The 20,190-nt window shown below is 67.4% G+C and carries 22 protein-coding genes and 3 pseudogenes; 5 read left to right on the forward strand and 20 right to left on the reverse strand.

The features are described 5' to 3' along the window. Positions 1-58: 58 nt before the first annotated feature. From FEF34_RS27340 to FEF34_RS27405, 14 genes are all read right to left on the reverse strand, one after another. Positions 59-1,540 carry a PD-(D/E)XK nuclease family protein gene (locus tag FEF34_RS27340; RefSeq protein WP_171053109.1) on the reverse strand — a complete coding sequence of 494 codons (1,482 nt, stop codon included), beginning with the start codon at positions 1,538-1,540 and terminating at the stop codon, positions 59-61. Between the two features lie 245 nt (positions 1,541-1,785). Then, on the reverse strand, positions 1,786-2,985 hold the full coding sequence (locus FEF34_RS43235; protein WP_234042579.1) for a competence protein CoiA family protein: 1,200 nt from the start codon (positions 2,983-2,985) through the stop codon (positions 1,786-1,788). 624 nt (positions 2,986-3,609) lie between these two features. Next, positions 3,610-4,746, reverse strand: coding sequence for a tyrosine-type recombinase/integrase (locus tag FEF34_RS27350; RefSeq protein ID WP_138055522.1), 1,137 nt, complete (start codon positions 4,744-4,746; stop codon positions 3,610-3,612). Continuing rightward, entirely contained in the window at positions 4,746-4,955 is a 210-nt protein-coding gene (locus FEF34_RS27355; protein WP_138055523.1) for a helix-turn-helix domain-containing protein, read from the reverse strand. The genes FEF34_RS27350 and FEF34_RS27355 overlap by 1 nt, the downstream gene beginning before the upstream one ends. Positions 4,956-4,969: 14 nt before the next feature. Next, on the reverse strand, positions 4,970-6,232 hold the full coding sequence (locus tag FEF34_RS27360) for a replication initiator (RefSeq protein ID WP_138057749.1): 1,263 nt from the start codon (positions 6,230-6,232) through the stop codon (positions 4,970-4,972). A 140-nt stretch (positions 6,233-6,372) separates the two neighbouring features. Next, positions 6,373-6,558: a hypothetical protein gene (locus tag FEF34_RS27365; RefSeq protein ID WP_018892239.1), complete on the reverse strand. Its 186-nt coding sequence runs from the start codon at positions 6,556-6,558 to the stop codon at positions 6,373-6,375. A gap of 5 nt (positions 6,559-6,563) precedes the next feature. Further along, on the reverse strand, positions 6,564-6,767 hold the full coding sequence (locus FEF34_RS27370) for a hypothetical protein (RefSeq protein WP_138055524.1): 204 nt from the start codon (positions 6,765-6,767) through the stop codon (positions 6,564-6,566). A 91-nt stretch (positions 6,768-6,858) separates the two neighbouring features. Next, on the reverse strand, positions 6,859-7,173 hold the full coding sequence (locus tag FEF34_RS27375) for a SpdD-like protein (RefSeq protein WP_138055525.1): 315 nt from the start codon (positions 7,171-7,173) through the stop codon (positions 6,859-6,861). 26 nt (positions 7,174-7,199) lie between these two features. After that, a complete protein-coding gene (locus FEF34_RS27380; protein WP_017947661.1) occupies positions 7,200-7,358 on the reverse strand; it encodes a hypothetical protein in 159 nt (52 codons plus the stop codon). Positions 7,359-7,375: 17 nt separating this feature from the next. After that, the gene (locus tag FEF34_RS27385) at positions 7,376-7,570 is read right to left on the reverse strand and encodes a mobile element transfer protein (RefSeq protein ID WP_018892242.1); all 195 of its coding nucleotides are present in this window, start codon (positions 7,568-7,570) and stop codon (positions 7,376-7,378) included. Between the two features lies 1 nt (position 7,571). Beyond that, positions 7,572-7,766: a hypothetical protein gene (locus tag FEF34_RS27390; protein WP_138055526.1), complete on the reverse strand. Its 195-nt coding sequence runs from the start codon at positions 7,764-7,766 to the stop codon at positions 7,572-7,574. A 19-nt stretch (positions 7,767-7,785) separates the two neighbouring features. Then, complete coding sequence (locus tag FEF34_RS27395; RefSeq protein ID WP_138055527.1) at positions 7,786-8,481, reverse strand: DUF2637 domain-containing protein; 696 nt, start codon at positions 8,479-8,481, stop codon at positions 7,786-7,788. Between the two features lie 149 nt (positions 8,482-8,630). Continuing rightward, the gene (locus FEF34_RS27400) at positions 8,631-9,992 is read right to left on the reverse strand and encodes an FtsK/SpoIIIE domain-containing protein (RefSeq protein ID WP_138055528.1); all 1,362 of its coding nucleotides are present in this window, start codon (positions 9,990-9,992) and stop codon (positions 8,631-8,633) included. Between the two features lie 6 nt (positions 9,993-9,998). Then, positions 9,999-10,325, reverse strand: a complete 327-nt coding sequence (locus tag FEF34_RS27405) for an SCO3933 family regulatory protein (RefSeq protein WP_138055529.1) — start codon at positions 10,323-10,325, stop codon at positions 9,999-10,001. Positions 10,326-10,752: 427 nt separating this feature from the next. Here FEF34_RS27405 and FEF34_RS27410 point away from each other — a divergent pair, with 427 nt between their 5' ends. Next, on the forward strand, positions 10,753-11,796 hold the full coding sequence (locus FEF34_RS27410) for a tetratricopeptide repeat protein (RefSeq protein WP_171053110.1): 1,044 nt from the start codon (positions 10,753-10,755) through the stop codon (positions 11,794-11,796). Here FEF34_RS27410 and FEF34_RS27415 read toward each other — a convergent pair. Together FEF34_RS27415 and FEF34_RS27420 are read right to left on the reverse strand one after the other, a co-directional pair. Continuing rightward, positions 11,780-12,571 (reverse strand): NUDIX domain-containing protein, encoded by a 792-nt coding sequence (locus tag FEF34_RS27415; protein WP_138055531.1) that lies wholly within the window; start codon positions 12,569-12,571, stop codon positions 11,780-11,782. The two genes, FEF34_RS27410 and FEF34_RS27415, sit on opposite strands and share 17 nt — an antisense overlap. 239 nt (positions 12,572-12,810) lie before the next feature. Then, positions 12,811-14,517 (reverse strand): IS1182 family transposase, encoded by a 1,707-nt coding sequence (locus FEF34_RS27420; protein ID WP_138057469.1) that lies wholly within the window; start codon positions 14,515-14,517, stop codon positions 12,811-12,813. 278 nt (positions 14,518-14,795) lie between these two features. Here FEF34_RS27420 and FEF34_RS27425 point away from each other — a divergent pair, with 278 nt between their 5' ends. Next, positions 14,796-15,728, forward strand: a complete 933-nt coding sequence (locus FEF34_RS27425; protein ID WP_138055532.1) for a hypothetical protein — start codon at positions 14,796-14,798, stop codon at positions 15,726-15,728. 361 nt (positions 15,729-16,089) lie between these two features. Here FEF34_RS27425 and FEF34_RS41500 read toward each other — a convergent pair whose 3' ends face one another. Continuing rightward, positions 16,090-16,230 carry a hypothetical protein gene (locus tag FEF34_RS41500; RefSeq protein WP_171052917.1) on the reverse strand — a complete coding sequence of 47 codons (141 nt, stop codon included), beginning with the start codon at positions 16,228-16,230 and terminating at the stop codon, positions 16,090-16,092. 874 nt (positions 16,231-17,104) lie between these two features. Here FEF34_RS41500 and FEF34_RS27430 point away from each other — a divergent pair. Further along, positions 17,105-17,395, forward strand: a complete 291-nt coding sequence (locus FEF34_RS27430; protein WP_138053126.1) for a hypothetical protein — start codon at positions 17,105-17,107, stop codon at positions 17,393-17,395. Between the two features lie 50 nt (positions 17,396-17,445). Beyond that, a pseudogene (locus tag FEF34_RS42115) lies at positions 17,446-17,550 on the forward strand (IS5/IS1182 family transposase); the annotation flags it as partial. A gap of 25 nt (positions 17,551-17,575) precedes the next feature. Here the strand turns inward: FEF34_RS42115 and FEF34_RS44325 are convergent. The 3 genes and pseudogenes from FEF34_RS44325 to FEF34_RS27445 form a co-directional block, all read right to left on the reverse strand. Further along, positions 17,576-17,650 (reverse strand): annotated as a pseudogene (locus tag FEF34_RS44325) (hypothetical protein); the annotation flags it as partial. A gap of 115 nt (positions 17,651-17,765) precedes the next feature. After that, a complete protein-coding gene (locus FEF34_RS27440; RefSeq protein WP_199800661.1) occupies positions 17,766-18,440 on the reverse strand; it encodes a formylglycine-generating enzyme family protein in 675 nt (224 codons plus the stop codon). A gap of 419 nt (positions 18,441-18,859) precedes the next feature. Continuing rightward, positions 18,860-19,129: pseudogene (locus FEF34_RS27445) on the reverse strand (tyrosine-type recombinase/integrase); the annotation flags it as partial. Between the two features lie 160 nt (positions 19,130-19,289). Between FEF34_RS27445 and FEF34_RS27450 the strand changes: the two are divergent. Next, the gene (locus tag FEF34_RS27450; RefSeq protein ID WP_138057750.1) at positions 19,290-19,745 is read left to right on the forward strand and encodes a GNAT family N-acetyltransferase; all 456 of its coding nucleotides are present in this window, start codon (positions 19,290-19,292) and stop codon (positions 19,743-19,745) included. Positions 19,746-20,190: the final 445 nt, after the last annotated feature.

The raw sequence follows: 20,190 nt of genomic DNA on the forward strand, positions 1-20,190 counted from the left end.
CGCACCGAGTGGATGCACATGCCTCCGGCTTACCAGAAGCTCTGAACGGCTGAAGGAGTCACGGGAGGCGAAACTGGTCATCATCGGCCTCGTCCGCGTTCGCATCGGGACACCAACCGCGGACGGGACACCGCCGGCAGTGCTCGCCGGGAGCGCTATTCCAGGTCGTATCCCGGTGCCACTTCTTGGCGCGCAGGCGCACTTCAGCCTTTGCCATGCGCAGTAGTCGAGCATCGCCAAGGTCCCAGGAGAAGACACGACTATCCTCTGAAGTCAGAACTTCCAGCTCAAGCCGCGCTTTGTCGCTCTTGTAGGGACCCCGGTACCCACTACCGATCAGATTAAGAAGCCAAGGTACCGCGAAGAACCTGTCAAAAGCTTCTTGTGTATTCCCTGGAAGACTCAAGGTAGTCGTCTTGGTTTCTCTGATCACGAAGGTGTCATCAGAATCCACATACAGCAAGTCAGGCTTGCTGACAACTACAACATCCGCTTGGGCGTCATATCCGTATACCGATACCTCGCTCCCGATTACCCGGGCCCCTTCTCTAAGTGGGCATATAACGGCATGCTGCGTAACATATTCACGAGAGTCCAGGTAATCGCCTTCATCGAGATCAGGAGGAAAATTACTGTCAATGGCATCGAGATCACTTGGATCGCACCCGTAGCTGCTCATATGAGCTTTAGCTAGCCACTCATGGATGACTCTGCCCCGCCTTGAGGAAGGTGGTGCATTCGATTCCGGCGGCAAGTTATTCGAAATCAAGTAGCATTGGGCAGGGCATTTTTCGTAGACCTCCAAGTCGCGCGCGCTGACTGACCGGGTAGCCAGACCTTTACGGGACTGTCCGAGAAACCCGTCTAGCTTCTCCAAAGAGGTGCAGCACCCTGCAATTTTGCATCCTCCGCAGCTATTTCCAGGAGTTGGCTTATTCGACGTGGCGATCTTTCTCGCTATAGGAAATACTTTGGCTGCATACAGCGACTCTGCCATTGAAGGGCTGCCGTCGAATAGGGTCTCCATGGACCCGTCAATCAGGCCGACTTCTACAACGCGAATCCGCTCCAAATTCCCTCGAGGTCGAAACAGCCCCGCGATGTGCGCCGCCGTGATCGCCCAGGTCTCGGTATCCTTTGCCGCTGGGCGAGCTTGGCCGAAACGGAGCTTACGAACTTCTCGGACACCAGATTCGCTGTCGTATACGGGCGCCCAGACCGTCAGCTGATTTGACGGGAAGCTGGTGTCTGGGACCACCATTGGGTCACACACTCGGAGTCTGAGAGTCCCCAGTTCAGATTCTGATGTTTCATGGCAGTTGAGATAATTCTCAATAGCTCGGACTATGTAGTTTCTGTCTCCGGCGTGCAACTGATACTGGGATAGCTCGATCTGCACCGCCCTATTAAGCGATTCCCAGTCGGAGGATCTCAGAACATCGTGCAGCCTCAGGCTTACGTCGCGGACAATGCCGAGGACAAATGTCTGTGCGTCGTCCCGTCTGCGCACCCAGTCTGTTGGTTTGAGCTTGGGACGCACCTTCAGCGCTCCATGCAAGCCACATCCATGAGGCAGCCTTTGCACATCCGACGCACTCACGCGAAGTAGGTCCGACTGCCCGCTGTACCTCGGCCCCACACCCGGCGCTGCCATCCCGCCCCCTAGCTGCGCAACGTCACGATGAATGTCACAGAGTACGCAAGTATGGCAGGAAGGGAGCCCTGTCAGCCTCCGGGCCAGGGTGCGGGAGTTGGGCAGAAGCCCCCTCACCTCCCCGGGTCGACTCAGCCTGCTGCTTTCTCCTTGCAGACCTTGTGGCTGGGTCTCCCGTGGTCATCTACCAGGCTCGCTGGTTTGCCGCAGTACTGGCATGGCTGAGGCTGCGGAAGCCAGTGCGACTTGGCGCTCCAGTCCAGCAGGGCAGGGGCTGCACCCACCGGCTTCTGGGGTTGGTATGTCCGTTGCGTAGGGATAGTTACCGCGGAAGCGTCGAGCCGCTGCCCCCGGTCAAACACCTCGCGCTGCGGCGATCGATGGTCGCTCTTCTGCCCATACCGGCAGATGCGCTCCATCTCCTGCTCGCTGATGGAGGACGGGACGGCCCGCCGCTTGTTCCCCTGCATCAGGTCGTCCTCGGTAGGCAGCCCGCCGACACTTGCCGCGTAGAGGTCCCGGTCAGCCGGCCTGGTCCAAAATCGGTTCATCCAGCGGCTCTGCGGAACGATGACTGGTACCCAGTCCCCGGCAGCTGAACCGCGGACCAAGTCGTCCAGAGTCGGGTTATAGACCTCCCAAATGCCGTGGAAGTTGCTGCACTTGCCGGTCCTCTTCACCGGGCAGGGGCCTGGAACGCGGGAGCAGTGCAGCATCTCGAGAATGCGCACGCCACCAGCTACGCGGATCTCGTGTCCGGCTCTGATCTCCTGCCACGGACGGGGAACGATCAAGGACCATGGTGCGCCGCGCAGTACCTCGGACAGCTTCTTTGCCGACGTCGTCCAAGAGGGGACGAGACCGTCCCGACGGGCGAGCGCTGCGCGTTGTCTCACCGCGGGTTCGGAGATGTTCGATACCTGGATCTCCCATCCGACGGCGACATCCCCGATAACGGTGACATCGGTGCGTCGGGCACCGTCGTTGGCGCGGTCTTCGGTGACGACGCGGAACCCTTCCCGATCGCCCGTCGTGGCGATGCGCTCCTTCAGGGCCTTGTGCTCATCGCTCTCTGACTTGGCGGGATGCTTTCCGACGGACGAGTTGAAGTGCACGGCCTCTCGCTGCCCGCGCCGGATACGTAGGAACATCCACTCGGGGCAGTGAGGGCGCTCTTCGCGGCATTCCAGGCATTGCAGCCCACGCTGCCCTACCGGCCGCCTGTCTCTGCAGAGCACCTCCCACAGATCGGGCATCTCGGGGTGCCCGAGGTCCTCAAGCGTGAGGTCAATCTCGATTCCCAGTTCTACGTGCCAGACGCCGTTCGCCACAGATGTCCCCCACCCGATAGCAATGCGAGGAAGGTGCTGTTCTCAAGGTAGGGCCCACCACTGACACAGGGCAGAGCTCGGCCCGGCCGCCGTGTGGTCGTCTTCACCGCTTGCTGCCGCCCTCACGTCAGCCAATGTCGTCGATGTGCGCCGTCCGCGTACACCCAGCAGATCCAGCAGGCTTCCTCCCTGACTCCACGCAGGTCTCTTGAAAGGGGGACTTTGGCTGGCCAGCAGCGCGGTACTGCACGCCGCAACCGGGCCCGCCCGGTAGCGTCGAGCTGGCACACGTTGTCGCTGCTCAGAGCAAGCTGCGCTCGGAAGGCGCAGTGATGCCCGTACTCAGGTTGTTGCTGGAGGTGACGGCAGTACCTGACGGCAACGCAGACGCACGAGGACACCCGTCAGTACTCGTTCGCGCATTGGTCGTGCCGCGGGGGTGAGACCGGCCGCAGATGCGTGAGTCGGCCGGTCGAACTTACAAAGCAGATGTCGGCGGTTCGAAACCGTCCGCGCCCACCAGTGCAGAGGCACAACAAAGGCCCAGGTCATCCGGCGGATTCCGGAAGCCTGGGCCTTGTCCGTTCCCCAGCCGCGGAGGCGGTACGGGGGGCGCCGTGCCAGTCACGTGCCAGATGGCTCGTCGGACTCTGCCGGCCGCACCTTCCTGATCTGCTCGTCGACGTGCGCGGCGATGACGTGGTCACGGCCGTTCACCAAGTGCTGATAGATCAGCGCGGCCCGCACCGAGGAGTGCCCCATCCGCTGCATCAGCTCGCGCGTCGTGGCACCACCGGTCGCGGCGAGAGTGTTCCCGGTGTGGCGCAGATCGTGGAAGTGCACGTCCCCCAGCCCGGTCGTCTTCAGGGCCCGCAGCCACAGGCGGCGGAAGTTGTTCCGGCGGAGCTGGCCGCCCCGCTCCCCGGTGAACACCGACCCGGTACGGCCGGGCTCGGCGTACGCGGCGAGATGCGCGGTCAGCTCCGCGGTCAGCGAGGCCGGGAAGGCCACGGTGCGCACGCCGGCCGCGCTCTTGGGCGTCTTCACCACGATGCCATCCGTCCGCGTCTCCGCCAGTGCACGCCGCACGGCGACGGTTCGCCGCTCGAGGTCGACGTCGTGGCGCTGGAGTGCGGCCAGCTCACCGAAGCGCAGGCCGGTGAACGCCGCCAGGAGGATGAGCACCCGAAAGCGCGGCGGCACGGAATCGGCGAGCCGGAAGACCTCGGAGACCTCGAGGAAGGGTCGTTCCGCTGTCTTGGCCGCCCCCGCGCCCTTGATGCGGCACGGGTTGCGCTGGATCAGCTCGTCGTCGACGGCGGTGTTCATGATGGCCCGGAGGACCTGATACGCCTTGACGACCGTCGGCTCACCCACACCGGATTCCAGCAGCCCGGCACGCCAGCGCCGGATCTGCGGTGTGGTGATCTCGCTCAGCACCACGTTCGCGAACGTCGGCAGGATGTGGAGCCGCAGCGCACTGCCGTTGCGCTCACGGGTGGTCGCGGCGTAGTCGCGCTCCTTGAACCAGGCGTCGGCGTAGACCCCGAAGAGAACCTTGTCGTCCGGGTTCTTCCATCGTCCGTCGATGATCTCCGCTTCCTTGCGGACGAGCCACCGGTCGGCATCGGTCTGAGACGGGAACGTCTCGGGCGCCGAACGCGTCAGCCCGTCCGGCCCCTGGTAGCGCGCCTGGAAGCGTCCCGACGGCAGCTTGCGCACCGCACCGAAGCGGCGCCGCTTGCCCTTGCTGTTCGCCATCAGGCCACCGCCCCGAACCGGCGGCGGACGGTGACCGGCTGGACGGTGTTGGCAGCCACGTACTCGTCCAAAGCCCGCTCGGGGATACGGACATGCCGCCCCACCCTGACGAACACGATGCGGCGCTCGGCAATGAGCCGCCGTGGGAAGCGGACCGTGGTCCCGAGACGCTCGGCCACCTCGTCCACCGTGAGTAGCTGGTCGGTCATGCGCAATCCCCTTCCTACGGGTCGTGTGTGAGTGAGGCGGCGAGCCATTCCTCGCTGCGGGTGAGTCCGGTGCCGGCGAAGGCCCAGTGGGCGAGGACGAGGGTGGTGTCGTCGTCGGTGGGGTCGGCCGTCGGGTTCTGGTCGCCGCGGGCGATGGCGGCTTGGAGGCGTCGCCATTCGGCGCGGGCGGTGCGGAGGGCGCCGAGGGTGGTGGAGTAGCGGCGGGTTTTGGTGGAGAAGTGGCCGCGGAAGCCGAGCATGTGGGCCCAGGCGCGGAGGCGGAGGTCTTCGAGGTCTTTGCGGGCGCCGAGGGTCCAGGCGGTGCGGATGAGCCGTTGGGCGTGTTCGGGGATGGACTTGCGGGCGAGTTCGGCGAGGAACTTGAGGGGGCGGTCGAGGGTGCCGGTCGCTGTTTCGGCGCCCTTGGTGGCGTACTTGGCGATGTAGGCGGCAACGGCGCGTTCGGTCAGTTCGGTGCCTGCTCCAAGGTCGGCGGTGCGGATGGGCCGGATGTCGAGTTGGGTGCCGAAGGCGAAGGTGTGGGCACGCCGGTCGATGACGGGGCCGGGAACGTGGGCGGCGGTGGTGGCGGCGCGGATGGCGTCGGTGAGAAGTTCGGCGCTTGCCCAGGCCGGGGGCGGGGTGTCGCCGCCCTCGGGGCCGTCGAGGCGGATCACGGCGTGGAAGTGAATGGCGCCGCGGCGCTGGTACTCGGCGACCTTGGCGAACGACACACGGGCGTGCTCCTTGAAGGCCCGTTGCGAGAGGCCGGCGCGCTTGGCGACTTCACGGCGCAGGTAGATGGAGAACCGGGCCCAGATCTTGGAGGCGTGCGCGTTCCAGAGGACGGCGGCTTCGTAGTCGTAGGTGTCGGGGTCGAGCGGGGTGCCCAGTTCGGGTGCGTCGGCCGGGTGCTGGGTGCCGCAGCGGCAGCGGCCGCGGGTGGGGCGGTTGTGGACGGGGCCGAAGCTGGGGGCGGTGAAGGTGGCGAACACCCGGGGGTGGGTGGCCACTTCCTCGGGGGTGCCTTTGCCGCCGCGCAGGCCCGCGGTGATGAGCTGGTAGGTGTCGCGGCGGTAGGTCTCGGCGCAGGCGGCGCAGCGGGTGGTGCGGCGGTTGTTGCAGCGTACGAGGAGGTGTCCGGCGGGCAGGTCGCTGGCGGTGAGGTGGTGCAGGATCTCGCCGGTCGTGGTGTGGACGTCGGTGCGGTGGCCGTCGAGGCGGATCGGGGTGGTGCAGCCGCCGAGGCCGCGGAGCTGGCGCATGAGGCCGGGCATGGTGCCGAGCGAGGCGAGGAAGGCGAGGTCACGCAGCGGGGGTGGTGCGGTCGTGGTCACGGTGGTGGGGCCTCCTTCCAGAGGACGGGGGAAGAGGCCGGGGCACCAGTCGGCAGAACGGCGGCTGGTGCCCCGGGGGGTTAGCGGTGGGGGCAGGTGTTGCGGTGGTCGATCCACTCGGCGACCAGATCGCGGACGTTGTCGTCACCGGTGGTCTGGCGGGCGGTTCCGCAGCAGCAGGCGTAGGACCCGGTCGCGGGGAAGTCCCGGGCAGGCTTGGCGATGTGCACGCCAGGCAGGCCGGAGTCAGGCGCGAGGTCGTCCATGGCGGTCACCGGGTGAACGCGGCGTCGGCGGCGTCCTTGAGGAGCTGGCGCAGGGGCGGGACGGTGCCGGTGCCCTGGCAGGTGCGGCAGTGGGCGGTGATGGTGCGGCGCCGGCCGTTGCGGTCGCGGCCGCCGAGGGTGACCGCGGCGGAGGCGAAGCCGTCGCAGGCGGGGCAGATGCGGGCCGGGGTGTGGCGGTGCTGGGGCATGATGGGTGGTCCTTCCGGTTGATGTCGGGTAGGGGCTGGAGCCGTCCGGGCGGCGGAGACTTGGCGGTTTCAGGGCCGCCCGGAGGGCCGGTCAGCGCTTGTGCTGGTTGTTGAGCAGGGAGCGCAGGACGACGGCGCAGACGGCGACGGAGGCCGCGGTGATGGCGACCGCGAGGAGCATGGAGACCAGGACGGCGCCGACGACCAGGACCACGGCGGTGCCGGCTCCGACGACGGCGAGCGCTGTGCCGGGGGTGAGCTGGACCGTGGGCCGGGCCGGTGCCGCCGGGGCGACGGGTACCGGGGCCGGTGCAGGGGTGTCCTGGATGATCGCGGTCGGCTCGACGGCGGGCGGGGTGACGATGCCGGTGGGTGTCGGCATGGTGGGGATCTTCGGTCGGAACATGCGTGCTTCTCCTTCCTGACGGTGGGCTACTTGCTGATGGCGGTGTCGATGACGGGGGCCAGGAGGCTGTCGGCGAGGAGGAAGCCGCCGAGGAGGAGCACGGCGACGAGCCACCAGGGCGGGCGGATGAGCTTGATGCCGAGGGCGCCGACGACGATCAGGGCGAGCCAGAGCGGAACGTCCACGAGTGGGGTCCTCCGGTTCAGTCGGTGATGCGGCAGCGGTGGGTACGGGCGGCGAGCTGAGCGGCGGACTGGGTGGAGTAGTCCGCGGACCAGCCGCAGTTGTCGCGGGAGCAGACCGCGGCGTATTTGGTGCGGCCGTGGCGGTCGCGGTGGGTGCCGATCTGCACGGGGCCGATCCGCATGACGGAGTGGAAGAAGTCACGGGCGGGCATGTCAGTCGCTCTCCGTTCGGGTGGTGGTGGGGTCGGGGTAGGCGGCGCGGATCCCGGCGGCGGTGGCGGGGTCGGTGGTGCGCTGGGCGGCTTCCTCGGCGAGCAGGTGGGCGAGGTAGGGCCGGTTGGCGGCGCTCATCTCGCGGGCGCCGTCGAGGTAGTCGGCGGCGGTCAGGTCGGCTGGGTCACGGGTCACGGTGGTGCTCCCTTCGAGGTCAGGTGAGGTGGGCGGCGAGCTGGTCGGCCATCGGGCCGGGCAGGCCGAGGCGGTCGCGCAGGGTCGCGGCGTCGATCGGGGTGCCGGTCGAGGCGCGGTGGGAGTCGGCGAGCTTGCGGGCGTGGTCGACGAGGGCGGGCGGCACGTCCGCGGGCGGTGCGGCGGGCAGCGCCGGAACGGGCTCGGCGGGCTCGACCGCATCCGGCACCGGCATTGCGGCAGGGTTCTGCGGGGCGTGCTCCGGTTGGGCCGGCACAGTCACCGGCTCGACCACGGGCAGCGGCTCGGGCTTGACGCCGTCGGTGGCGGCAGTGGTCGGGGTGGTGGGGGTGTGGACGAGGAGGGTGCCGCCGAGGAAGGCCAGGGCGGGCCATCCGGCGACGAGGATGCGGAGCCAGTCCGGTACGTCGTTGAGGTCGAGGAGGCCCGCGGTGGCGACGTTGGCGCCGAGCGAGGCCGCCAGGGCGACGGCGAACCAGGACCAGGCCGCGCGGGCCGGTTCGCCCTGGTCGCGCAGGAGGCGCAGGCGGCGCCAGGCCGCGACGAGGAGCAGGTCGACGGAGACGGGGTAGGCCCACGCCTTCCATCCGTCCTGGCCCGCGGCGGCGGCGAGGTCGTGCAGGTGGGCGAAGGACAGTGCCCCGGCGATGACGGCTTGGACGAGAACGGCGTCCAGGCGGACCTTGCGGAACATGGGTCTTCACCTCCTTGAAGGGGGTCGGGCCGGGGCCGGACGGCGTACGGCGGGGTGGTCGTCGGGCCCCGGCGGGCTGCCGGTTGGCATGGCGGGGGTAGGGACCTGGCGCGTGACGGTCGCGCCGACCGTGAAGCAGAGGGGAACGGTCAGGCGGTGACGGGAGCCGAGCCCGGGGCGGGGATCTCGGCCGGTGCCGGGGCGGAAAGGGCCGGGCGGAAGCGCTCCAGGCCGTCGAGGGCCGGGGCGCGGTGGGCGTGGGCGGCGCAGGTGTTCACGGCCTGGCGGAGCGTCGTGAACGGGGTGCGGATGCGGACCCAGCCGCCCGAGGAGTCACCGGCAACGGCCAGACCGGGCCGCTCGACCGGGATCTGTGTGGTCGCCAGGACCGCGTCGGGGGAGATGTCGCCGAACGCCATCTTGGCGGAGGCTTCATCGTTGACCCGGTGCGAGACGCGACCGGTGAGCTGGGCCCGGAGCATCGTGATGCCGTCGCCGAGTTCGGCGCCGAAGCGCTGGCCGCAGATCTCGACGTAGATGCCGGCGGCGCGGCCGAGCTGCACCAGGCGCACGAGCGCGGTGACGATCCGCTCGCGGCGCTTCTTCTCCGCTGTGGTGGAGAACAGGGCCAGCTCCGCGACCTCGTCGACGAAGAGGACGACCGGCACCGGCCGCACTTCCTCGGGCAGGCCCCAGATGTCGGCCGTGATCTCCGCATCCGGCGTGTCCGAGCTGATCCGCTGCTCGCGCCGGATCACCTGGTAGATGTCCGCCATCCGCCCCACCAGGGCTTCCAGCAGTTCGGCAGCGTCGTCCGGGTTGTCGGCGAGGGCGGAGAAGCGGCGGGCCAGCGGGGCGAGTTCCACACCCTCCTTGCAGTCGATACCCACCAGCGCGACATGGCGGGGGGCGAGTTCCTTGACCAGGTTGCGCTGGTAGACCGACTTCCCCGACAGGGTCGCGCCCAGGTTCAGCGCGTGCGGCACCTCCCGGTAGTCCCGGAAGTGGACTTCTCCGTCCTCCCGCAAGGCGACCGGCACCCGCAGCCCGGTCGTCTCGACGCTCACCGGCATCTGAACGCGCCGCAGCACGTCGTAGCCGGTCATCCGCAGCTCGACCACCCCGGACTTGATCTCACGCGAGGCGACGCCGTGCATGGAGAAGGAGTGCCGCAGCCGGTCCGTCGAAGCGGCGAAGTCGAAGGCGTCCTGCCCCGGCTGGAGCTTCAGCCGCAGCACCAGCCCGGTACGCGTCGGACGCATCCGCAGGATCCGCGGGGCCCGGGGATCGGGGGCCGGCCGCCGGGCGAGCCGGGCGAGAGTGAGCCGCAGCCGGGACGGCGGGACGGTCAGCCCACACGCGTCCATGACCGACGCGTAGCGGACCACCACCCGGACCATGGCGAGCGTGACACCGATGCTCAGCCAGTACCAGGCCGGGCGCAGCCGCCGCAGCACCAGAGCCGCAGCGACCGCCACCAGGGCTAAGACGACGAAAGTCGTGTTCGACACGGCCACTCAGCCCTTCGAGGACGGAGCGACCAGAGCGACCGCGCGGAACGCGATACCGTGCCGCCCGTCCCGCTCCCAGTCCCGGGCCTTGAGGCCGACGACCTTGACCGGCATCCCGAGCGTGATCCCCTCCGGAACTCCGGTCTCCGGGACCGAGACGTTGAGGAGGTTCGCCTCACCCTCGTCGGCGACGGTCAGGCCGACCGTCATCATCTTCGCCCCGGACTCCCGGTCGACCGCGATCTCACCGGTCTGCTTGTTGATGACCTTCAACTGCGGTTCGACCGCAACGAACACGACAGCGGTCGATGTGTCGATCTTGAACGATGGCATGATGGAAGCTCCCTTGTAGGGGCGGAAGCGGCGGCTTGCTTGGCGGTAGGGCGCCGCTTCCTGCGAGTGCTGATGGCAGCCGTCGACAGCGCCAACGGCCCAGTGCGCCCCATCTGGTGCGCACCAGTAGCGTGCATCTGGTGCGCACCAGATGTCAATGCTGTCTCCGTCTGGTTCGTCTCAACTGGCCATCTGTTGACGCTTCTAGGGAACCGCGCGCATCAACGAGGCGGTAGCCAACAGGACTTAACTCGGACCGGTTAACCCCTGCGGACCTGGGCCTATGTGAGGCATGCTGCTGTGAAGGCTGACGGCAACGTGCGCGGGGGCGGTGCAAGTGTCCAACCGGCTACGAGAGTTACGAACGGCGCGAGGCTGGTCGCAAGAGCGACTGATACGGGAGATCGAGCGGTACGCCGGGCGGCACATGCTGAGCATCGCGGCGACGGCAAGCCTGCGTGTGTACGTGTCCGAGTGGGAGAACGACAGGCGGTCGCTGGGCGATCGGTACGCGGACATCCTTCGCCCGCTGCTGGGCGTCACGGACGACGAGCTGTTCGGCCGGCAGGCATCGCCGTCGGGTGTGCCCGAGGTAGGCGGCTACGATGAACTGATCAGCCGCATCGACTCAGCGCGCAGCGTCAGTCTGACCATGGTGAAAACGTTCATGGACCAGACCGAGCTACTGAGAACCGTCGACCGGCAGATGGGCGCATCGAGCCTTGTCGATCAGATGACCGGCCACCTGACCACTCTGGAAGACGCGCTCACCTTCGCGGTGCTGCCGGACACGCGCCGTCCGGTGGCTCGCGCACTCGCTGGGGCCGCGACCCTGGCAGCGTGGCAGGCCCTCGATGCGGGCGCGGTCGAACGAGCATGGCGGAACTACGAGCTGGGCAAGCGTGCCGCCCAAGAGGCCGAAGAGCCTATGTACCTGGCTCACGCCACTGCCGAGCAGGCATACGTGCTCAACGACGCCGGGCGTTCGGACATGGCGGTGCAACTCGTGCGTGAGGCCCATCGCCTGGCAGGTTCCAAGGCGTCCCCGCGGCTTCGTGCCTGGCTGTTCGCAGCCGAGGCCGAACTGAGCGCGAAGGCAGGGTTGGCCGACGAGTGCCGGCGGGCCCTCGACCAGGCCGCAGCATGCCTCCCGGACGGCGACGAGGCCCGCGACCCGGACATGCTGAGCATCTTCCTGAACAGCGGACACCTTGCCCGCTGGCGAGGGAACGCACTCGCGCTCATCGGTGAGGATGACGCGCTCGACAGCCTGTACGCCGCGCTTGAGAACGCGGACCCCACGTTCGTACGAGCGACGTCCGGGCTCCGGTGCGATCTCGCTCAAGCACACCTGAGCCGCGGCGAGCTCGACCAGGCGCAGGAGCATCTGCGGCAAGCGCGCCTGCTGGCGAATCGCACCAGCTCCGTGCGGCATCGACGACGCATAGAACAGCTCACGCAGAGGCTTTGACCGCGTCGCCGCCCCGCGAGGCCAGTACGTGGAGAAGCGCAACGAGGGTGCCCGACCCCATCAGCTCACCGCGGGCCATCAGGCCCGGGATATCGGAGAGCGGCACCCAGGCAACGTGGCCGGCCTCCTCGAGGTCCGTGGGGTCGCCGACGTGCTCGGCGCCGTGCCCGACGAAGATCTCGTGAGGTGAATCGACCATGCCCACCATGGGCTGGTAGGTGACCACGTGCTCCAGGGACTCCGGGCGCCAGCCGGTCTCTTCCTCGACCTCACGCAGAGCGGTCGTCCTGGGATCTTCGCCCTCGTCCACGATGCCGCCAGGGAGCTCCCAGCCGAAGCGGTTCGGAACGAAGCGGTAGCGCCACAGCATGAGCACACGGTCCCGGTCATCGAGGATCGCCGCGATCGAGACGTGATGCAGGCGCACGACGTGATGCTCGAAGCGCTCGACACCAGGCGGCTCGACGTCGACCAGCCCGAGCTTCACCCAACGGTTGTCGTAGATCGTCCGCTCACCATGGATCTGCCACGGCTCCAACTCCGCGGGGGGCTCAGTGGTCACATCACGGGAGGGAATCCGGTACGAGCTGCGCCCGTGGACTTCCAACACCCGTTCGGCGACGAGCTTCGCGAGGACTCGCCGGAGCTGGGTCCGGCCGATGTCCAAGTCGTCGACCAAGGTGCGCTCAGAGGGCAGCTTGGAGCCAGGCGGCAGCTCCCCAGACGCGACCCACTCACGGATCGTCCGGTACACCCGCGCAGACTTCGTTTCCATCCCCTCGGCACACTCCCCGACTCATCGACTGGCGGGGACCAGGGTATCCGTCGGTTCTGACCTCCAACAGGGACGATCACGAGGCGACCCCAGGCGCCGAGCCGGTGTGTCGGGTCTCGGGTGTGGCTTGACGAATCGGCGTCCAGTGCAGTCGACGCCTGTCCTGGTCTCCTGAGTCAAAGACTCTCTGGTAGCAGACGGCGACTTTGTCGAAGTCGTTGACTCTGTTGCTGAATCCTTCAGCCGGCGAGTTGGTGGCTGAGGCGCTGCAGTCGGCTGGTGCGGGGCTTGCGTAGTGGGTTGGTGGTCCACCAGGCGTCGAGGCGGACGATGTTGAGGGCGGTGGCGGAGAAGGCGTGTTGGAGGGTGACTTTCGGTAGCCCGCGGTAGCGGGCCTGGCGGATGCCGGTGACGTCGAGGGCCTGGTTGACGGTGCTCTCGATGCCGGCGCGGAGGGCGTACTTGGCCCTCCAGGACTCGGTGTCCTGTTCGGTTCTGGCTGTGGTGGTGCGTTCGTGGAGTTCACGGGGACGCAGGGTGAGCATGCGGGTACCGCGGACCGAGCTGGTGCAGTTGGTCCGGGAGGGACAGGGACGGCAGTCGGCTCGGGCGAATTCGATCACGATGGCGTCTCGTCGGTGCTGGGTGACCGGGTACCAGCCGGCGCTGGTGGCCCCCTGGGGACAGTGGACCTGGCGGGCCTTCCAGGCGACGCGGAAGGCGCTCTTGGCGAAGCCCTCGGCGGCCTTGGCCTGCGGGGAGTGGTCGGCCAGGAGCGGGGTGACCATGCCGATGCCCCGGCCCGCCGCTTCCACGACCAGGTCGACGGAGGGGTATCCGGAGTCGAGGTAGTGCTCGCCCGGTGCGACCTGCCGCTCGGCCAGGTTCTGCTGGATGGGCGCGGTGGCCTTGACGTCCGGAACGGTCGCCTCGGTGGTGTGGACATCCGTGATCAGCCGTAATGGAAGCCTCACGGCTTCGGCTTCGGCTTCGGCTTCGGGGAGGGTGTCGCAGGTCTCGGTGAGGTGGACCTTGTATCCGAGCCAGAACAGGTCGTCGCCCTTGGCCGACCAGCGGGCGTCGGGGTCGTACGGGGAGGCCAGGCGGATATGGCCGGGCGGGACCCCGCTGTCGTCGGCGTCCCGCTTCTTGATCACCTCCCGTCCCCGGCCATCGGTACGGATGATGTAGGTCTGCACCATGACCTGCCGCAGGAGGGCCACCGCCTCGATCTCGCGGACCCACACCGGCGCGGTGTCGGACCAGGCGGCCCGGCACAGGACCAGCGCGTCCTGGCCGAAGACCTGGGCAAGCCGGTCCCGCTTGGTCTTCGAGCCCGGCATCGTCCAGCCATCCACGCGCGGCCCGTAGCGTTCGGCGAACTCGGCGACGTCGATCACGCCGGCCAGCCAGGACGGCGCCGCCACCGCCAGCGCCTCCAGAGCGGCCCGCACACTCTCCCCGGCCAGCTCGGTCCGGTTCAGGTCACGGACCGCGCTGATCACATGGGTGGAGTCCGTGCGCTGCTTGCCACCGGCCTTGATCAGCCCGGCCTCGCGGCAGTGCTCGACGAGCCTGTCGAAGAGTGTCCGCTCCAGGCCGTGCCCGACCAGCCGGGCACGGAACTTCGACAGCGCGGAGAAGTCGAAGCCTGCATCGGAGAGCTCCGCGCCCAGCGCGTACTTCCACGACAGGCGATCCCGCGACGCGTCCGCCGCCTGCCGGTCGGTCAGGTTCTCCGTGAACTGCAGCACCGTCACCAGCGCGAGCAGGGCCGGAGACTGGGCGGGAGCCCCACGATCGGGAAACGCATCGGTGAACAACGCGTCGTCGAAAACCTCGGCAAGGTGGTCACGCACGCGCATGGGCAGGCTCCCACCAGGGAAGGCCGCACGGGCCGTTCTGGCCGTCTGTTCAGGAATGGACGGCAATCCCCCCGGCCGCATGGACACCGCGCCAACCCCCTGCGGCCGGAGCAGACAGAACGACCGCACCAACGATCATGCCGACCTGCCCGTGCCTCTGCAGGCAATTCAGCAACAGAGTCGTCGTTGGCCGCGCTGCCGTCACCGACGTAGGACCCCCGGGTGCGCAGAGCTCTCCCGGCCGGTGGAGTATTCCGCCCGGGAGGGGATGCGCAATGAGTACAGCAACGGCAACGGGGAGAGGGCTACGACCAGTGCCGGGGGTGCGCGGTCGGTTTGGTGCGGTGCTGCTGAGCTCCATGTCAGTGCTGTTCGTCGAGGCTGTGATCGGCATGATCGTGAGCTTCTTTCTGAGGTTGGCTCAAGAAGCCCCGAGCGGCTACTCCGCGTTGGGGCTAGTGCTCCTGCCGTTCTTCGCGGCGGCCGGAGCAGTGGTCGGCCTCGCGGTGTCGGTGGGCGTCGTGATGCCTGTCCTCGCACTGGCGGGGTGGCTCGGACGCAGGTTCTCGGGACGCGAGGTCTGGTGGTGGGTTCCGCCGGTGACGGCCGCTGTCGTGGCCGCGCCGCTCGCCGCCCGGTACGCGGCCGCGGGAGCGAGACCGGACCTCTTGCCGATCGTATGGGGGTGGCTCGTGGGCACGGCGGTGCTGATTGTGCCGGTGCTGGTAGCCCGCAGGCTCCTCCTGCCGGACCGTCGGTATGTCCCGGGCGGTGCGATGTTCGGGTGGGTCGCGCTGTACGGGACGCTCGCCGTCGTCGCGACCGCGCTGCTCGGCGGCATCGCCGTGTACACCGGCCTTATTGAGGAGTACCGGCCGCCGCGGCTGAGCGAGGAACGCATCGCCGGCACGTGGACCGACGGGCAGGGCGGCACGCTCACTTTCGCGTCAGACGGCACGGCCACGGCGACCGGTGTCAACACGTACTACTTCGATGACGACTTCAACGACGTGGTGCGCGACTGCACGGGTGTCGGCACCTGGGAGTACGACGCTGGCGACAGCCTGTGGACCCAGAAGGCCACGGTGTCGTTCGACGGCTGCAGCATGGACGATTGGAACGTGGGCGGAACGCCGGAGCACCCGACGCTGTACGTGTACATCGGCGACCCGGACTCCTGGGACCTATACACGCTGACCCGGAACACCGGGACCGCGCGCACGCCCGCAGAAGGAACGCCGACTTCCACGCCAGGTCCGGCCAGCAGTGCGCCAGGTCCACGAGCGAGGTGACTCGATGGCAGAGCCACCGAGCCTGTGTGAGTAGAAATCTTCTCTACGGGTTCAAGGGCTCGCTCCGCTCGCCGCGCGCCCGGCTTGACGCCGGGCGACGCTCCTGTCTCCACCCCGCTCCGCCCGGCCGCCGGACGCGCGCGGCGCGAGCAGACATAGAGAAGACGGCTGGCATGGGGCTGGGGCGGTCGGCTCCACGGCTTTAGGCAGCCACCATGGGGCGAGCCTCGAAGATCGGGGGCCCACATCGGGCTATTGCGGGCAGGTCCAGAGACTGCCCGAGTCGCGGGAAGCTTACGGGCCCCCGATCTCTCGCCCCATGGCAGCTCCCGCCCAAAGCCGCTCCGCCGACCTCAGTGGGTCACTTGCGGATGATGCGACGCAGCTCCCGGATGACCTTGACGATGTCCTCGCGGCGGCAGCGCAGCAGCGCCACCAGGCCCAGGAGGACGAAAGTACCCCAGATCGCCAGGAAGATCATGCACCAGGGATTTTCGGACATAAGGAACAGACCTCTCTTGAGAGGCCTGTCGTCCGAGTTCACCAGGTGAGCCCGCGCGGCTCTTCGCACCGGAGCGACTAGGCACGCCTATTGCATGATCAATTCTTAGGCGAAGTAAGCGGAGCTCCAGCGTACGGCAAGGAGCCCGCTTCAGGAGCCGAACGCCGTTCCGTGCCCCATCCGTGCCCGAACGTGCGGGAAGCCAGGGGGAATCAGGGCGACAAGCGGGCACCGCAGAGCACAGCGGCCCCCAACCGAGTTACCTGGTCAGGGGCCGTTCACGTGCGGTGGGTGTGGGATTTGAACCCACGGTGACATCGCTGCCACGACGGTTTTCAAGATCGTTTACACTGTCTCCCCTATAGGCATCAGGCGACACTATGATGCTGCAATCGTTGCACTCTTTTCGCATGGTTCAACAGAACCATGCGCGGATAGTCCTGATGGAGGCAGCGACGGATATGGTGTGGTTAAATGTTTAGCTATGCCGCTTGCTTCGGATCCGTGGTACGCGAATGGCACGCTCTGGGCCGCCCTGAGCGTTTTCGTGACGGCCTTAGGTGTGGGAATTGGCGCATGGGCCACGAAGACAGCAGGGCGGTCGAAGCGGGCTGTCTGCTACTGGGCTAGCTCCCGTGTTCGAATGAAGCCTCATGATGGCGGAACTCCGCTCGCGACGGCTCTAACGGTCCAGCATGGAGGGGGTGAGCTGAGCGATCCCTATATAGTGTCTATTGCATTTTCAAATCGCGGTCGTCGTGACGTAACCAGCGACATGTTCCACAGTGGCAGTCTGCCTCGAATTAGGTTCAAGTCGCCAATCCTGGAGGTTTTCAATGTCCGATGCGCCTCGAGTAATTCGATCCCACCAACCGTGACCGCCAGTGGGCAAGATGTCGTCTTTAGCGATTTCTACCTTAAGGCGGGCGCAGAAGTCGACGTGAGCGTTCTCGTCGATGAGGAAAACCCTGTCGAGGAGGATGAACGTGGGCGGCTCGTAAAACCTGAAGTACTGGCGAATTTCACCGATGGACTCTTCGTTCCCGCCACGGATCGGAATGATCTCTCAATCCCGCGTCGCCAAGCATACTTCTTCCTGGCTTCGTTCTACATTCTGATGCTGATTGCTGCAGCATTGACTGCTTTTTTGCTCGGAAGTCTCTAGATCTGCGAGGTAGTTGTATTGCTCCGGTCCTGGTGATCTGAGCGTGGAGAGTGGCGCGGCCGAAGCCGTGGGAAGCAAACGACGGTCTCTGGGCAGTGATCGAGCTGCTGCTGCCCAAGGTTGAGCGTCGGCCCCGGCATCCGGGACGAAGGCGGCACCGGGCACGCGCACCACTGAGCTGTTGCCACCATCCGTGAACAGTTCAGCCTCGACACGCTCCATGCGGCCATCCAACCTGACATCACCAGTTGACATCAACGACAGCGGATGACCACGGCGTTGAGAGACCGAGCACGGTCACGCCCCCGGCGGTCAGGTCCCCCAAAGGCCCGTCCGATCGAACTTACAAGGCAGCTGTCACGCGCGATGTCTAGGCACACCCCGGACTGGTTGGCACAGGTGCAACGGGACGGACTGCGGTGAAGTCGTGGATCTCATAGCGGGTGGCGGAAAGCAACAACAGCCATTCATTGCAGCCTTGCCACGGATAGAGGTCGCCAGCACCTCCGCGCACCACGTGCGGTCCCTCCCCGGTGCGGGGACGTGCGTCCACCGGCGCGTCCGCGAAATGAGGGATCCACACGTCAGCGCAGATCTCGTTCGCCGACCCCATCGCCACCAACCCGAAGGCGTTCTCAGCTGCGGCAGTGCGCTCCTCGTCGGCGAAGTCGTCGAGCACCTGGCCCTCGTCCGGCCTCTCATCACCGCGGAAGGTCAGGGTGGTCGTGCCTGCCCGAGCCGCGTACTCCCACTCCGCCTCGCTGGGCAGTCGGAAGGGCAACGTCGCAAGCAGGTCGTCCAAGTCGTCCTGGAACCGGGCCGTGCTCGAAGCCGAGTCAGCGAAGCTGTCCTCATAGTCGGGTAGCCAGTGCCGTACCTGCGCGACCGTAAGCGGATGCCGAGCGATCATGAATGGCTCGACCCGCACTTCACGCACCGGCCGGGCTTGGACGGCACCAGCGAAGAACGGTTCGAGGTCGTCATCGGCGCCGTCGGCTCGCTCGATGGCACGGACCGCGTCCAGTTCCGCGTCGGACAAGCCCATCCGGAACGTCCCACCGGGAACGGCACGGAAGGCCACACCGGAGGGGGTGTGCCGCCAAGCCGGTCGGCCGGCCACGATCTCTTGAGCCCACATGGTGCCGGACGCTAGCAGTCGAGCATCACAGGTGAAGGAGGGGGCTCTAGATTCCATCGCGCAGCAGCTACAGATCACGAGGTGCCGTGCCACAACCGTGCCACATCAGACGGTCAGCCGCGGTCAACGACGGCTCGCTGCAGTCCACATACCTTGCTGAGCTGGGGACCGGCAAACCTGACTTGACCTGCGCACCCTCGACGACCCTGGCCACCAGGCTTACAAAGCAGATGTCGGCGGTTCGAAACCGTCCGCGCCCACCAGCACGAAGGCCCCCGCAGCGAGCCGCCGCGGGGGCATTGACGGCAGGATTTGACGGCAGTCCCTCAGTTTGACCGGCGGCGACGTCGCAAGAGCCGGTCCATGTGTCCCATCGCCTCGCGCCGGTTGTCGTCCGACACATGGGTGTAGATGTTCATGGTGACGGCGATCTGCGAGTGCCCCAGGATCTCCATCACCACGCGCGCCGGCACCCCGGCGGCGAACAGCAGGGTGGCGCAGCCGTGCCGGGCGTCGTGCAGCCGGATGCGGGGGAGCCCCGAGAGCCACATCCAGGCCGTCCTCGCACTCGCCCGCCGACGCGTCAACGTTCTGTGGGCCCTCATCCGCGACCGACGGTGCTACCAAGCCGAGCCTCCGGTAACGGCCTGCTGAACGCTCGTCCTGTCCCGCCAGGGGCCACGGCGCACTGTCCCCGCACAACTGCAGGGTGGGAAGATCGAAAGACCTACACCTGAGTGGGGGACGTAGATGGACATGCTGATCAGGCCTGCACGGGCCACGGAAGCCGCCGTGCTCACCGACCTGGCACTGCGCTCCAAGGCGCATTGGGGATATGACGCCGACTTCCTGAAAGCCTGTCGCGACGAGCTGACAGTTGCCGAGCACGAGGTTGCACGCCGACGAGCCACGGTGGCTGACAGAGATGGCCGCATCCTGGGCTTCACGACCCTTGAGGGAGAGCCGCCCACAGGCGTTTTGGGCATGATGTTTGTCGAGCCGCAGGCCATTGGGGAAGGGATCGGTCGCCAGTTGTTCAAACACACCATCGCAGCTGGACGAGACCTGGGATTCACCCGACTCACGATCGACGCGGACCCGAATGCCGAGCCCTTCTACCGCGCCATGGGTGCAGTCCGCATAGGAAGCGTGCCCTCTGGCTCCATCGCCAGCAGAGTACTGCCGCAGATGGTCGTCACCATCAAGCGCTGAAACCTGCTGATTCGGGGCACCACCCGCACGGGCATCGGCGTTCGGCCGAGAACCGCCTGGCCGGCTCGGCCCGCCGGCGGCCCGACGCCCCCGCACGGTCATCGGCCCGCCTCGTCGACGATCCGGCCGCGCTGGGCGGTCGGCGCGGAGGACGAGGTCTGAGGGCCGCGGGTACGGCGGTCTCGACGCGCTGATCCGGCGCTGCGGTCCGCTCGCGCACGGAAGCCGGGCCGGGACCGCCGACCCGCCGTGTACTCTCCGCCGGGCGCAGGCGGCCGGGGCGGCAGCCGGGGGTGCGGGCCCGGCTCGATCCGGTGCTGTTCCCGCCCCGTTCCGCCCCGTTCCGGCCCGCCCTGTTCCCGCCCCGTTCCGGCCCGCCCCTGTTCTGCCCCGGTCCTGGCCCGGTCCTGGCCCGGTCCTGGCCCGGTCCTGTTCTGCCCCGGTC

It is taken from the genome of Streptomyces marianii (assembly GCF_005795905.1).
Taxonomy (GTDB): Bacteria; Actinomycetota; Actinomycetes; order Streptomycetales; family Streptomycetaceae; genus Streptomyces; species Streptomyces marianii.